Origin of the sequence: Streptomyces sp. NPDC059649 (assembly GCF_042734445.1) — a bacterium.
GTDB lineage: Bacteria > Actinomycetota > Actinomycetes > Streptomycetales > Streptomycetaceae > Streptomyces.
The window spans coordinates 69,365-82,389 of the sequence record NZ_JBHWDV010000031.1 but is presented as its reverse complement, the minus strand read 5'-3'; the positions used below and the strand labels follow the sequence as shown (position 1 = coordinate 82,389).

Sequence of the window (13,025 nt, the reverse complement as noted above, 5' to 3'; positions counted from 1 at the left end):
GTTCTGCGGTGCGTCGTTCTGCGGTGCGTCGTTCCGCCCGTCGTTCTGCGTCGGGTCCTGCTGCCGGGTGTTCTTCCGCGCCGCGTCCCGGGGCTTCTGGGCGGGGACGGCGGCGCCGGCGGTCGTCGCCGCGGAACGGTCGCCGTCGGCCCGGAGGTGGTCCCGGACGAGGTCCCGCAACAGGCCGGCGACCGCGCCGGGGTCCTCGATGGGCGTCATATGGCCCTTCCCCGGCAGCTCGGTCAGGCCGCGGAAGTCCGGGAGCACGGAGGCCAGCCGGCGGGACTGCACCGGCGGGGTCAGGCGGTCGGCGGTCCCCGCGAGCACCACCGTCGGGACCTCCAGCCGGCTGACGCCACCGGTCAGTTCGAGCACGGAGAGCACCTTCCCCCAGCGGGCCCGTACGGCCGGCGGGCAGGCGTGCACGATACGGGCGCACGCCTCGACCTGCTCGGGAGTGGCCTCGGGGCTCATGGTGGCGTACTTCAGCGCGCGCCGGGTGAGCGGCGAGACCGGGCCGAGCGGGGCCCGGGAGCCCAGCAGCAGCCGGTGCGCGAGACGCCGGGCACCCTCGCTGCGGAACGGGAACACCTGGGATGCGGCGGGCAGCCGGGCGCAGCCCGTACTGCACAGCATGGCGGCGGCGGCCCGGGCGCGCAGTTCCGGGCGCTCGGCGGCGGCCATGATCGTCATGCCGCCCATGGAGTGGCCGCCCACCACGGCGCGTTCGTCCGGGCCGAGGGTCGCCTCCAGTACGGCCACCAGGTCGTCGGCGAGCGCCGTCGTGCCGTAGCCCGCCGGACCGGTGGCCGGGGTGCGGCCGTGGCCCCGCTGGTCGTAGACGACGACCTTGTGGTCGGTGGCGAGGTCGCGGACGACCGGGGCCCAGAAGGCGGTGGAGCAGGTCCAGCCGTGGGCCAGCACCACGGCCGGGGCGTCCTCGGGGCCGTGCGTCTCGGCGTGGATGCGGGCGCCGTCGGCCGAGGTGACCTCGGTCGTCGTGCGCGGGACCGGCGGCGCGTACGGGCCGCTGGTGACGTGTCCGGGCCGGCGGCTCATGCGGCCACCTCCGCCCGGGCGTCGGCCGAGGCGCCCACGGGGCGGGCCGCGGTGCCGGTCCTCGGGCGCAGCACCTCGTACTCGGCGAGGTCGACCTGGCGGGTCAGCCGCTTGAACTCGCCGGTGGTCCCGGGCCAGGCGGTGGTGTTCCGTCCGTTGGCGTCGAGGTACCAGCTGTCGCAGCCACCGGTGTTCCACACGGTGCGCTTCATCCTCTCCTGGATCATGCGGTTCCAGTCCTCCACCGCCTCGGGGCGGGCGCTCAGCGCGGTCCTTCCGCCGAGCAGGTCCAGTTGGCGGAGGTAGTCGGCCAGGTAATTCAGCTGGGCCTCGATCATCAGGATCATCGAGCTGTTCCCGAGTCCGGTGTTGGGCCCGATGAGGGTGAGGAAATTCGGGAATCCGGCCGCACTGGCGCCGCGCAGCGAGGCCATGCCGTCCTTCCATTCCTCGGCGAGGGTGGTGCCCTTGGCGCCGGTCACCCGCTGGGCGATGGGCATGTCCGTCACATGGAATCCGGTCCCGAAGACGATGGCGTCGGCCTCGACCTCGCTGCCGTCGGCGCCGATGAGGGTGTTTCCGCGCACTTCCTTGAGCCCGGAGGTCACCAGGTCCACATTCGGCCGGGCGAGCGCCGGATAGTACGCGTTGGAGAGCAGGATCCGCTTGCAGCCGATGCGGTAGTCGGGCGTCAGCGCGGCCCGCAGCGCCGGGTCCTTGATCGCCCTCTTCATGTGGTTCCGGGCCAGGAACTCGATCAGGCCCAGCTCGTCGGGGCGCTTGGTGAACGCGCTGACCTGCAACTCCCGGATACCCCAGAGCAGTTGGCGGCGGGCCGCGCGGGTCGCCGGGACCTTGGTGTGCAGCCATTTCTCGACGGCGCTGATCCGGCGGTCGGCGCGCGGCAGCACCCATGGCGGGGTGCGCTGGAACAGCGTGAGCCGCCGTACCTCCGGCTGGATGGCGGGCACGATCTGGATCGCCGAGGCACCGGTGCCGATCATGGCGACGCGCTTGCCGCGCAGCTCGTAGTCATGGTCCCAGCGCGCGGAGTGGAAGACCTTCCCCGGAAAGGAATCCAGCCCCGGAATGTCCGGGACCTTCGGGTCGGACAACGGGCCGGTGGCCGACACCACCACATCGGCGGTGAGGCCCCCGTTCGCCGTCTCGATCTCCCAGTGCAGCGCATCGCCGTTCCACCGCAGGTGCCGTACCTCGGAACGGAAGCGGATATGCGGCCGCAGCCCGAAGATGTCCGTCACCCGCTCCAGGTACGCCCGGATATGGGGCTGTCCGGAGAAATTCCGCGGCCACTCCGGATTGGGCGCGAAGGAGAACGAGTACAGGTGCGAGGGCACGTCGCACGCGCACCCCGGATAGCTGTTGTCCCGCCAGGTCCCGCCCACCGAGTCGGCCCGCTCCAGGACCACGAAGTCGGTGATCCCCTGGCGGCGCAGCCGTACGGCCGCCCCCAGACCACCGAATCCCGATCCGATCACCGCGACCCGCACGTGCTGCTCTTCGCGCCCGGCCATCCGCCGCCTCCCGAGTCCGACGCTCTTCCTGCCCGCCCCGCCGCCCACGCATACCGCGGCCACGGGCGGTTCCGCACACCACCCGTGAATCGCGCCAGCAATCACTGGCACGATTGGACACAAGGGGGAGCGTAGGGCAGCCACGTACCGAGCGGTAGGGGTCGGGCGGCAGGAAGTTACCGGCAGTTGCACCTCAGAGTTCTGTCACACCCCCGGCATAGGCTGACCCTCGTGGCAGCGAACGAGAAGCCGAAGGACGACCGCGCGGAGCCCGGGGACGACCGCCGCCCCGCGCGCGAATTCCGCATGACCGAGCTGGCCGAGGAGGCCGGCATCACGGTCCGCACGCTGCGCTTCTACCGCGAACGCAAGCTCATCCCGCCGCCCCGCCGCGAGGGCCGGATCGCCTGGTACAACGAGCACCACCTCGCCCGCCTGCGCACCATCGGCGCCCTCCTGGAGCGCGGCCACACCCTCGGCGGGATCGCCGAGCTCCTCGCCGCCTTCGAGTCGGGCCGCGACGTCGGCGAACTCCTCGGTCTGCGACCGCCGTTGCTCCCCCCGTGGTCGGAGGAGACCCCGGTCCGTCTCAGCCCGGAGCAGCTCGCCGACCACTTCAGCGAGGACATCACCCCGGAGAACCTCTCCGCCTCCCTCGACATCGGCTATCTCGCCGTCGACGGCGACGAGTTCGTGCACATCAGCCGCCGCCTCCTGGACGCCTCCACCGAGCTCGTCCACAAGGGCATCCCGCTGGCCGCCGTCCTGGAAGCCGGCCGCAAGGTGCGCGCGCACGCCGACGCCCTCGCCGACGTCTTCACCACCCTCATCCGGACCCACGTCCTGTCCGACATCCTCGAACGCGCCACGGCGACGAACCCGCCCACCGCGCAGGAGGTCGAGCAGATAGCCCGCACCATCGAGGCCCTCCGGCCGCTCTCCAAGGGCGTCGTCGAGGCCGAACTCTCGATGGCGATGGACCGCCGCGTCCAGGCGGAACTGGAGCAGTGGCTGAAGGAACAGAGCCGGGACGAAAACGCGGACTCCAACTGACGCTCCATCACGACACTGAGCGAATAGGGCTGTTGCCCCACCCTGTCCCAGAGGCCAATTGCCCGTGGATCGACCGCGTGGTTGGGTGCGGCGTCAGGCATGACACGACCGCACATCAAGGGGGACATTCACGTGCGCATCCGTACGGGGGCCGCTTCCGCTGCCCTGGCCGGCCTGCTGGCCGTCGCCGCAACCGCCCCGGCACAGGCCGACGACCGCGAACCGACGCAGCCGCCGAGCAGCACCTACAGCAACGGCCACGGCCCGGGCCTGGCGGCCGGCGGGGGCGTCGGGGCCTTCGTGACCGAGGGCGACCGGGTGCACTTCTCGCACACGGTGCACGGGAACATCAACGCGCACGGCTGGTGGAAGCGGCTGAACGGCCCGGCGAAGAAGGCCAAGGTCACGGTCTGGCTCCAGGTCAAGAACAACGGCCACTGGTACACCCTCAACAAGGGCGTGAAGACCGTCTACTCCGGCGGCGGCAGCGGCAAGCGGGCATCGGCCGCCTGGAAGTGCACGAACCTGATCGCGAAGTACTCGTTCCGCAGCGTCATCGACGTGGACATCATCGGCTACCCCGACGACGCGCACAAGAAGATCACCGACACGCAGACGCTGTTCTGCGGCACCTGATCAACGGCTGACGGCGGCGCTGGAAGGTACCCTTCCGGCGCCGTCCGTCTTTCCGGGAGTGCCTGTGTTCCCCGTGTTTCCCCCCACCGTGATCATCGGCCTGCACGGCGTCCTCCGGCGCGCCCCGTGGTTCGACCGCGCCGTCGAAGCCTTCACCGCAGAGGACGCCGCCGAAGAGGACACCGTCGAAGGGGACTCCCCCGAGGAGGGATCCGACGAGGAGAACTCCCCCGAGGAGTCCTCCGTCGAAGAGGCGGTGCTCAGCAGCCTCGCGGTCGAACGGGCCGGTGCCCACGGCTGGCAGACCGTGACCAGCTGGCTGACCGAGAACGGTCGGGTCACCGCCCGCCATGAGCCCACCGCCTGGGCGCACGAGGAGGTCGGCGGCGACTGGACACCGGACGGCCGGGTGCACCAACTGGCCTGGCTACAGGCCGGAGTTCGCACCGACCCGCCGCGCCCCGGCCTGCCCGTCCGGCCGATCGCCCAGGTGCTGGCCGAAACGCTGGCCCGCGTGGGCACGATGACGTTCACCGGTCTGCACGCCCTGCTGCCGTTGTCGGCGGCCAGGCGCAACACGGCGTTCCACCAGAGCGAGTTGGCGCCGTGGTTCGCCCTGGCGGATCCGGACGCCCGGCACGAGGTCGTGGTGACGGTCTCCTGCCACCCCCGAAAGGGCGCGCCGACCGCGGACGATACGGCGGCCGTCCGCCAGGCGGTGCGGGAGATGGCGGACGGTGCGCTGGAGATCTCCTCGTCCGCACCGGCCCGGCCCCCGGCCGTCCCGCCCGGCCTGGACCTCGATCTCGGCCGCGGGGTGCACACCGAGGGCATGCGCGAGGCGTTCCGGTTCGGCTGCACCACCCGGGAGTGGTCGCCGGACCTCGCGGTCTGGCTGGTGGAGATGGTCGCCGACGCCCTGCGCGCGGCGGGACGTGCGGTACCGGTGGTGGTGACGGCCTCACGGGTCCCTCCGCCGGCCTGAACCGAGAGGCACGGCTGTTGCCGCTGAGGGGCCGACTCCCACGATTGCGAAAGTCGGCCCCGGACCGACTCATCCGGAACCCGTCCCTACCGGCCTGGCGCCGCCGCCATCTCGGGAGGACGGGAGTCTCAGGAGGCCGGCTTACTTGTCTCCACCGCTGGGCTGCGGGGCCGGGTCGCGGGGCGCCTCCGGGGGCATCGGGCCACCGTCGTGCTTCCCGCCGTCTGCCTCCATATCGGCAGGGTGCCGAAACGGGACGCCGTGCCAGCCTTCGGCATCAGGGGTGCGCGTCTGGAACGTCTCCACCGCTACAGCGCTCATCTCTCAACCTCCTCTTCCGTGAGGGGCCGCGCCGCCATACCGTCGAAGGCACGCCCCGAGGGTCCGCAGGGTTCCTGCGGTGGGGTCACCCGCCCCGGCTGCTCGACTGTCCAGGTTTCCGCCGCCGGGGCGGGAGTTCGGTGTCAGTGGCTTTGGCGGTGACTGCGGATGTCCCGAGCGGCAGCGCAGGCCGCCCGCCAATCGTTCTGCTTCAACGCCCGACTGCGCTCCTCGTCCGATGCGGCGCATTGCTTGCAGCCGGGGACTCGAATCCCTTCTAGCAGCCATCCGTCAAGGGGCAGTTCCACGGCCTGTTGGCTGTACCGAATGGGACTTGTCATGGCATCCCCGCGGTTTGCCCTCGTGCGTTATCTCGCTTCAGTCAACGGCTACGTGCCGACGGGGCTCAACGAACTTCTACGGACTTGCATGAATTCACCCAAGGGCGTTGATTGCTGACGTGATCAGATTCCTGGCGGAGGCTCCATAGACGGCGATACCTGCCAGCTCGCTGAAGGTCTTCGCGTACTCGGCGACCTCGCGTGGCTGCGTCACGGTGAGGCCGGCGGACACAAGCTCTGCGGATACCTGTTTGTCGTCGTACATGGAGAAGGCTTCGGCAGGCCACGCGTTGCCTCGCACAACGCCCATGGGGATCACACCAAGGCTCAGAGCGGGGGCGGCGGTCATCCCAATGAGGTGGCCGAGTTGCTCCGCCATCGTGGCGTGTGTGCCGATGATGGAGCGAAGGACCCATTCCTCAATCAGGAAGGCGAAGCGACGCCCTCCCCTGTGCAGAACGCGCTGACGGTTCATGCGTGCGGCAACGGCCTCTTCGACGTCGTCAGGCGTCTGCCTCATCGCAACGACCGTGTTGAGGATGGCTCGGGTGTAGTCCTCCGTCTGGAGCAGGCCGGGAACGACCTGGGACTGGTAGAAGCGGAACCAGACGGTTCGCTCGAACAGTGGCAGTACAGACTCCTGGACGCGTTTCAGGCCGGCGCTCTCCAGGCGGCGCCACTCGACGTACATGCCGTCGATGCCACGAGCTGTGGCAATGAGGTCCGCGGCTTCTTCCTCGGCGTGGCAGATGCGGGTCCAGACCCGAATGTCCTCATCGGAAGGGGAGGTCCTGCCGTTCTCAAGCCGTGAACTCTTCGATTCGTGCCACCCCGCCGCCGCTGCCAGGGCACGAGCAGTCAGACCGGAGCCTTTACGGATCTCTCGGAGGCGCTTCCCGAGCGCTTGCCTGGCCTCCTGGACGCTGGAGGGCGGCGACGACGAGGACACAGGTGTTCAGCCTTGGGCGAGCGATGGTTCAGACCGGCCTGTACTCCTCATGAGGCACCGCGCGTCGCCAAACCGAATCGAAGGCAGCGGAGCACAGACGCACCACTGACGGCTCGGTGGTTCGCTCCTCATCGCCCTCGGGGGATAGTTCCCCTTCGCCGGTGAAGTGCAGGAACACGACGAGGCCGTCATCGAAGAGCCAGAAGTCGTTGCCGGGGAGAGTCAGATCCGAAGCCCTGCGGCGCGGGAGCCACCGAACCTGTTCTCCGGCCGCAATGTTGGCCGGCGTGAGGTAGTGCTCAAAGCGAAGGTAGTCGCTCATCGGCTCCGAGAAGACCCGGGCGCGACGAACCTCCACCCCGCGGTCGGTGATCTCCTGCATCAGTGCAAGCCAGGGGCGCGACTTCGGATCCCACTCGGACAGGAGGCTGCCGGGATCGTGCTGCCAGGAGATGAAGCTTGGGTCAGATCGCATGTAGCCGTCCCGCATCTCCAGATGCACGGCGGAGTGCTTGGCCTGTCGGAACAGGTCTTCAAACGTCGGTTCCTCGACCACCGCTCACCTCCGGGAAGAACTGCATCATGCGCTTGGGGATCTCGACAACCGTCTCGTGGGAGGGGAGGTCGAGCTGGGACAGCCGCTCGTCGTCCAGGACCTTCCACCCTTGTACTACGTAGTTGTCGGTCTGGTCGTCGTAGTACACGGTCGGCGACTTGCCCTCGGGCGACTCTGGGTCCTTGCCGAGCATGTGCAGAGCCATGGTGACCTCCCTCGTTCGCGGTGGACGATCTGTACGAGCTTGCACTCAATTCACCATGTAGCGCACCGGACTTGCATGGACTTGCACGGGCTTAAGGTTCCCGTGATGGGGCCATCCGCAGTTCCGCACCAGAACCGCGGACGGCCTCCGCGCTCCCCGCCTCTCACGGCATCGTCCCCGTCCGTGACAGCAAGGCGCCGCAGCGCCGGCCCGCTCCCTTTCCACCACGTCCTTCTCCGCCTTCATCGCGGCCCTCAAGGACGACGCGCTCTGATCCCGGAGCCCCCCGTGAGCGCAGCAGAACGACCCTCTTCACCAGATGGCGAAGAGGGCCGTTTCCGTAGCTCCGGACCCGCCCCGGCTACTGCCCGTACACCACCGTCACCGGCGCATGGTCGCTCCACCGCTGGTCGTACGCCGCCGCCCGCTCCACGTACGCCTTCACCGCGCGCTCGGCCAGGGCCGGTGTCGCCAGCTGGTAGTCGATGCGCCAGCCGGCGTCGTTGTCGAAGGCGCGGCCGCGGTAGGACCACCAGGAGTAGGGGCCCTCGGTGTCGGGGTGCAGGGCGCGGACGACATCGACGTAGCCGCCGCGGGTCTCGCTGAGGACGTCGGTGAGCCAGGCGCGCTCCTCGGGGAGGAAGCCGGACTTCTTCTGGTTAGCCTTCCAGTTCTTGAGGTCGGCCTCCTGGTGGGCGATGTTCCAGTCGCCGCAGACCACGACCTCACGCCCGTCGGCCGCGGCGCGCTTGCGCAGGTCGACGAGGTAGGGCAGGAATTCCGCCATGAAGCGTTCCTTCTCGTCCTGGCGCTCGGTGCCGACCTCTCCGGACGGCAGGTAGAGGCTGGCGACGGTCACGCCGGGCAGGTCCGCCTCGACGTAACGGCCGCTGCTGTCGAACTCGGACGAGCCGAAGCCGATCCCGACCCGGTCCGGCTCGCGGCGGGTGTAGAGGGAGACGCCGGCCCGGCCCTTGGCGGCGGCCGGGGCGTGCACGGTGAACCAGCCGGCCGGCTCGCGGACCTCGTCCGGCAGCTGGCCGGTCTCGGCCCGTACCTCCTGCAGGCAGAGCACATCGGCCGTGGTCTCCGCCAGCCACGGGACGAAGCCCTTCTTGGCCGCGGCGCGCAGCCCGTTCACATTCACAGAGGTCACGGTGAGCATCCGGGCACGATACCCAGACCGGGGCGTTGATCGTCTTCAGGTCCGGGGGCGCGGACCGCCGCCCCGGTGGGGGCCCCGGCCGCCGCCCCTCGTCGGGCGTGGCGCCCCGGCCGTACCCTTCCTCGGTATGGAGACCCGCCCCGCCCGGACCGGCACGGTCGAGATACGCCCGGTCCGCTACGACCACCCCGACGCCGTGACGCTCGACGCCCTGGTGCAGCAGGAGTACGTCCGCCGCTACGGCGACGGGGACATGACACCGCTGGACCCCGAGATGTTCGTGCCGCCGCGCGGGACGTTCCTGGTCGCGTACGGGGATGAGCGTCCGCTGGCCACCGGCGGCTGGCGGGTGCAGGAGGACGCCGCCGAGGGGTACGCCGTCGGGGACGCCGAGATCAAGCGGATGTTCGTGCTGCCGGAGGCGCGCGGACTGGGCCTCGCGCGGCGGATCCTGGCCGCCCTGGAGGCGGACGCCCGGGCCGCGGGGCGGTCGCGGATGGTGCTGGAGACCGGCATCAAGCAGCCCGAGGCGCTGGCGCTGTACGCCTCCAGCGGCTATCTGCCGGTGGCGAAGTTCGGGCTGTACCGGACGTACGAGGACAGCCGGTGCCTGGCGAAGGTGCTGGGGGGCGCGGCGGCCGGCTGAGCCGCCGCGGGAGGTGCGCGCCCGCCGGGTGACACGGCCGTAGGGGCGCGACGGCCGCCGTTTGACAGTGATCGCGACCCCTCCCATACTCATTCCACTAATCAACTAGCTAAAGGGGGGATCCGTGAGCGACGACCCGAGCCCGTGGGCCATCGAGGCCGTAGGCCTGGGGAAGAAGTACCGCCGCGGCTGGGCGCTGCGGGACTGCTCCTTCCGGCTCCCCGCCGGCCGTATCTGCGCCCTCGTCGGGCCGAACGGCGCCGGCAAGAGCACCTTCCTCGGCACCGCGACCCGGCTGGTGACGCCGACCACCGGAACGCTGCGGCTGTTCGGCGTCCCGGTGACCGACCCGGCCGTCATGGCGCGGACCGCGTACCTCGCCCAGGACAAGCCGCTCTACGCCCGCTTCACGGTCGCCGAGATGCTGCGGCTGGGCCTCGAGCTGAACCCGCGCTGGGACCAGGCACTGGCCGAACGGGTCGTACGGTCCGGCGATGTGCCGCTCACCGCCCGGATCGGCACCCTCTCCGGCGGCCAGCGCACCCGGGTCGCCTTCGCCCTGGCCTTCGGCAAGCGGCCCGATCTGCTGCTGCTCGACGAGCCGATGGCCGACCTCGACCCGCTGGCCCGGCACGAGCTGTCCGGCCTGCTGATGGCCGAGGCCGCCGAGCACGGCACGACCGTGGTGATGTCCTCCCACCTGGTCTCCGAGATGGAGGAGATGTGTGACTACCTCCTGCTCCTCGCGGAGGGCCGGCTGCGGATGGCCGGGCCCACCGACGCCCTGATACCCGCGCACCTGCTCGTGACCGGGGTGGCCGCCGGCGACGACGGGGTGCCCGAGGAACTGCGCGAGCAGCACACCGTGGTCGAATCGCGGGTGACCGGGCGGCAGTTCACCGCCCTGGTCCGGCCCGGCGGTCCGCTCTCCGACAGTTGGGAGGCCCTGGCGCCGAGCATGGAAGAAGTACTGCTGGCCTATCTGCGGTCGCCCGGCGCACCGGACCTGATCGCCGGCGAAGCGCGGCTCGACGCCTCCGGGGAGGTGGCGGCATGACGACCACCACCGCCCCCGCCCCCACCACGGCCGCCCCGGGCCGCGGCCCGCTGCGCGGACTGCCCTGGGTGGTCTGGCGCCGGCACCGCACGTTCCTGCGCGCCGCCCTGCTGCTCACCCTCGCCGGCTGTGCGCTCTTCCTCTACCAGCGCATCGGCGTCATGGACTTCCTGCACGGCAAGGGCACCGCGCCGGGGGACGACGACAAGCTGCTGACCGAGTTCCAGAGCCGCTTCGGCCCGGACTTCGCACGCGACATGGAGTACCTGCTGTACGTGCCGCTCGTCGTCGGCGTCTTCCTCGGCGCACCGATGATCGCGAGCGAGCAGGAGCAGGGCACCCTCAAGCTGGTCACCACCCAGTCGGTCAGCCGCAGCCGCTGGCTCGCCGCCACGCTCGGCCTGCCGCTGGCCGTCGTCGTGGGCTGCTCCGCGCTGCTGTCGGCCGTCTTCACCTGGGTGTGGACACCGGTCCACGGCCTGGCCGCGAGCGGGGACTGGCTGACCGGCGGCGCCTTCGAGGCCACCGGCCCGGTGCCGGCCGCCCGGACCCTCTTCCTGGCCTCCTGCGGTATCGCGCTGGGCATGCTGATCAAGCGGGTGGTGGCGGCCATGGCCGCCACCGCCTTCGTCGCCCTGGCCACCTCCGTGGTGTGGGACAAGTTCCGGGGCCACCTCGGTACCGTCCGCAGCGTCACCTCCCCCTACAACGGCGACGGGCCGAACCTGCCGTTCGACGCCGCCCGGTTCGACGACTGGGTCGCCACCGCCGACGGGAAGCTCTACGGCTTCGGCACCTGCGTCAGCACCGACAGCGGGGCCGACCGTGCCTGCCGGGCCAAGCTGGGCATCGTCCACCGCGTCACCCAGTACTTCGACTACGAGCAGATGGCCGGAATGCAGTGGATCGGCGCGGCGATCCTGGTGGTGCTGGCCGCCCTGGTGCTGGCGTTCGTCGTCTGGCGCACCCGGAGGCGGCCGCTCTGAACGGCACGGCCCGGCGCCACGCCACGGGCGGCGCTTTGACACCCCGCACGGGCGGCCCGATGATCAATCGGTCGGGCCGCACGGCCCCGGCGCCGCCCGGAAGGGGCGCGGTGGCGGTCCCGGCGGCACGGGGGAAAGCAGTAGCAGAGAGGTGGTGAGCGCCGTGGAATTCCGCATCGACCGCCGCAGCGGCGTCGCCACCTACCTCCAGATCGTCCAGCAGGTCCAGCAGGCGCTGCGGCTGGGCATCCTCGTCGAGGGCGACCGGCTGCCGACCGCGGCACAGGTCGCCGCGACGACCAAGGTCAACCCCAACACGACCCTGAAGGCCTACCGCGAGCTGGAGCGCGAGGGCCTGGTCGAACCGCGCCCCGGCCTCGGCACGTTCGTCAGCCGCACCCTCGCCCGCCCCCGGTCCGCGGCGGACGCCCGGCTGCGCGAGGAGCTGCGCGCCTGGATGGAGCGGGCCCGCGCGGAGGGGCTGGCCCGGGAGGACGTTCAGGCGCTGATGAACTCCCTGCTGGAGGAGCGGTATCCGCACGGCTGAGCCGAGCCGGTCCGCTCCGGCCGGGGCGGACCGGTCCCGGGAACCGGCCGCCCGCTTGACCCTCACGTCACGTCAGGCCGCACCCTGAAGCGGTACGGCACCACGGGACGAAAGGCGCTGCGATGAGCTACTCGGTCGGTCAGGTCTCCGGCTTCGCCGGGATCACGGTGCGCACCCTGCACCACTACGACAAGACCGGCCTGCTCTGCCCCAGCGACCGCAGCCCCGCCGGCTACCGCCAATACAGCGACGCCGACCTCGCCCGGCTGCAGCAGATCCTCTTCTACCGGGAGCTCGGCTTCCCGCTGGAGGAGATCGCCGCCATCCTGGCGGACCCCCAGGCCAACGCCCTCGACCACCTCCGCGCCCGGCACCGGCTCCTCAACGAGCAGATCGGCAAGCTGCAGCGGCTGGTCGAGGTCGCCGAGCGGGCCATGGAGGTGCAGCAGACCGGGGTCGGGCTGACCCCGCAGGAGCGGTTCGAGGTCTTCGGCGAGGTGGCCTTCGACCTCACCTACGCCACCCAGGCCCATCTGAAGTGGCAGCACAGCGAGGGCCACCAGCGCTCGATGGCGCGGGCCGCCGCGCACTCCAAGGAGGACTGGGCCACGCTGATGGCCGAGGCCGCCGACTGGCGCCGGCGGCTGCTCGCCGCCTTCGACGCCGAGGAGCCCGCGGACGGCGAGCGCGCCATGGACCTCGCGGAGGAACAACGGCAGCACATCAGCCGCTGGTTCACCCCGTGCCCCACCGCCATGCACGGCCGGATCGCCGATGACTTCGCCGCCGATCCCCGCGCGTTCGCCCTGATCGTCCCGCCCACCGAACAGCGGCCCGGCCTCGCCCCGTACCTGCGCACCGCCGTCCACGCCAACGCCGTACGCCACCCGGACGGCGAGGGCTCCTGAGCGCCTGCGCCTGCTGAGCGCCTGCCTCTCCTGAGCCCCGCCGCGTCCTGAGGGGCGCGCCCCTCAGCCGTCCTCG

At 71.0% G+C, this 13,025-nt stretch carries 13 protein-coding genes and 1 pseudogene; 8 read left to right on the top strand and 6 right to left on the bottom strand.

The window, feature by feature from the left end; all coding sequences use genetic code 11:
• Positions 1-111: 111 nt before the first annotated feature.
• Together ACFV1J_RS27325 and ACFV1J_RS27320 are read right to left on the bottom strand one after the other, a co-directional pair.
• A pseudogene (locus ACFV1J_RS27325) lies at positions 112-1,059 on the bottom strand (alpha/beta fold hydrolase); the annotation flags it as partial.
• The gene (locus ACFV1J_RS27320) at positions 1,056-2,594 is read right to left on the bottom strand and encodes a flavin-containing monooxygenase (protein ID WP_385862309.1); all 1,539 of its coding nucleotides are present in this window, start codon (positions 2,592-2,594) and stop codon (positions 1,056-1,058) included. The gene ACFV1J_RS27320 and the pseudogene ACFV1J_RS27325, both read right to left, overlap by 4 nt.
• 231 nt (positions 2,595-2,825) lie before the next feature.
• Here ACFV1J_RS27320 and ACFV1J_RS27315 point away from each other — a divergent pair, with 231 nt between their 5' ends.
• The 3 genes from ACFV1J_RS27315 to ACFV1J_RS27305 all read left to right on the top strand — a co-directional run bounded on the left by ACFV1J_RS27315 (position 2,826) and on the right by ACFV1J_RS27305 (position 5,268).
• Positions 2,826-3,647, top strand: a complete 822-nt coding sequence (locus ACFV1J_RS27315; protein WP_385862307.1) for a MerR family transcriptional regulator — start codon at positions 2,826-2,828, stop codon at positions 3,645-3,647.
• Between the two features lie 99 nt (positions 3,648-3,746).
• Positions 3,747-4,283 (top strand): hypothetical protein, encoded by a 537-nt coding sequence (locus ACFV1J_RS27310; protein WP_385862304.1) that lies wholly within the window; start codon positions 3,747-3,749, stop codon positions 4,281-4,283.
• A gap of 73 nt (positions 4,284-4,356) precedes the next feature.
• Positions 4,357-5,268 carry a hypothetical protein gene (locus tag ACFV1J_RS27305; protein ID WP_385862303.1) on the top strand — a complete coding sequence of 304 codons (912 nt, stop codon included), beginning with the start codon at positions 4,357-4,359 and terminating at the stop codon, positions 5,266-5,268.
• A gap of 756 nt (positions 5,269-6,024) precedes the next feature.
• Here the strand turns inward: ACFV1J_RS27305 and ACFV1J_RS27300 are convergent.
• From ACFV1J_RS27300 to ACFV1J_RS27285, 4 genes are all read right to left on the bottom strand, one after another.
• Positions 6,025-6,879 carry a helix-turn-helix domain-containing protein gene (locus ACFV1J_RS27300; protein WP_385862300.1) on the bottom strand — a complete coding sequence of 285 codons (855 nt, stop codon included), beginning with the start codon at positions 6,877-6,879 and terminating at the stop codon, positions 6,025-6,027.
• A gap of 28 nt (positions 6,880-6,907) precedes the next feature.
• Positions 6,908-7,435 carry a DUF6879 family protein gene (locus ACFV1J_RS27295; protein ID WP_385862298.1) on the bottom strand — a complete coding sequence of 176 codons (528 nt, stop codon included), beginning with the start codon at positions 7,433-7,435 and terminating at the stop codon, positions 6,908-6,910.
• Positions 7,413-7,640 (bottom strand): hypothetical protein, encoded by a 228-nt coding sequence (locus tag ACFV1J_RS27290; protein WP_261950953.1) that lies wholly within the window; start codon positions 7,638-7,640, stop codon positions 7,413-7,415. Before ACFV1J_RS27290 ends, ACFV1J_RS27295 begins: the two co-directional genes overlap by 23 nt.
• Before the next feature lie 361 nt (positions 7,641-8,001).
• Positions 8,002-8,805, bottom strand: a complete 804-nt coding sequence (locus ACFV1J_RS27285; RefSeq protein ID WP_385862296.1) for an exodeoxyribonuclease III — start codon at positions 8,803-8,805, stop codon at positions 8,002-8,004.
• A gap of 127 nt (positions 8,806-8,932) precedes the next feature.
• Here ACFV1J_RS27285 and ACFV1J_RS27280 point away from each other — a divergent pair, with 127 nt between their 5' ends.
• From ACFV1J_RS27280 to ACFV1J_RS27260, 5 genes are all read left to right on the top strand, one after another.
• A complete protein-coding gene (locus ACFV1J_RS27280; protein WP_385862294.1) occupies positions 8,933-9,451 on the top strand; it encodes a GNAT family N-acetyltransferase in 519 nt (172 codons plus the stop codon).
• Between the two features lie 124 nt (positions 9,452-9,575).
• Entirely contained in the window at positions 9,576-10,508 is a 933-nt protein-coding gene (locus tag ACFV1J_RS27275; RefSeq protein ID WP_385862292.1) for an ABC transporter ATP-binding protein, read from the top strand.
• Positions 10,505-11,494, top strand: coding sequence for an ABC transporter permease subunit (locus tag ACFV1J_RS27270; RefSeq protein WP_385862290.1), 990 nt, complete (start codon positions 10,505-10,507; stop codon positions 11,492-11,494). The genes ACFV1J_RS27275 and ACFV1J_RS27270 overlap by 4 nt, the downstream gene beginning before the upstream one ends.
• A gap of 151 nt (positions 11,495-11,645) precedes the next feature.
• On the top strand, positions 11,646-12,041 hold the full coding sequence (locus ACFV1J_RS27265) for a GntR family transcriptional regulator (protein ID WP_385862288.1): 396 nt from the start codon (positions 11,646-11,648) through the stop codon (positions 12,039-12,041).
• A gap of 122 nt (positions 12,042-12,163) precedes the next feature.
• The gene (locus ACFV1J_RS27260; protein WP_385862286.1) at positions 12,164-12,949 is read left to right on the top strand and encodes a MerR family transcriptional regulator; all 786 of its coding nucleotides are present in this window, start codon (positions 12,164-12,166) and stop codon (positions 12,947-12,949) included.
• The last annotated feature ends 76 nt before the right edge of the window (positions 12,950-13,025 follow it).